The 589-nt window shown below is 61.5% G+C and carries 1 pseudogene; it reads left to right on the forward strand.

What is annotated here, in order from left to right:
* Positions 1-254 (forward strand): annotated as a pseudogene (locus tag ACQY5R_RS18250) (ABC transporter substrate-binding protein); the annotation flags it as partial.
* Between the last annotated feature and the right edge of the window lie 335 nt (positions 255-589).

Consider the following 589-nt stretch of genomic DNA (forward strand, 5'->3'; position numbering starts at 1 on the left):
TCTACGAGAGCAAGTTCGGTGCCGTCTCCACCTTCGGCGGTCACGCCTATGACGGTCTGATGATCGCCCTGGAGGCGATCGATCGCGCCAACTCCACCGACAAGGCGAAGGTGCGGGACGAGATCGAGAAGACCCACGGCTTCCCCGGTACCGGCGGGGTGTTCAACATGAGCCCCAGCGACCACATGGGTCTCGGCCTGGACGCCTTCCAGATGCTGGAGATCAAGAACGGTGACTGGACTATCGTGAAGTAAGTCGATTGGGCGGTCCGGTGCTCACGCCGGACCGCCAACGCTTGCCGCCAGGAAGGCCGCGTACAGCCACCCCTTCTCCCTCAGGGAGAAGGCCGGGATGAGGGGAGATAAAAGCGGCAGCACTTGCTTAGATCACCTCACCCCCACCCTCTCCTGGCAGGAGAGGGAGCGGTTACGCAGCGACCCACAGAGAGTGGGTATCCAGTCAACCTCTATAAAACCCGGGAGACTCCGCCACCACGCCGTCTGCAATGCCAAGCCGTCTAGGGTGGAGTTGTTGCGCGGCCGTTTAGCGGACCTCCCCGACACAGGATTTTTCGGATGTTCGATCAGAT

This window comes from Sedimenticola sp. (assembly GCF_050289425.1).
Lineage (GTDB): Bacteria > Pseudomonadota > Gammaproteobacteria > Chromatiales > Chromatiaceae > Sedimenticola.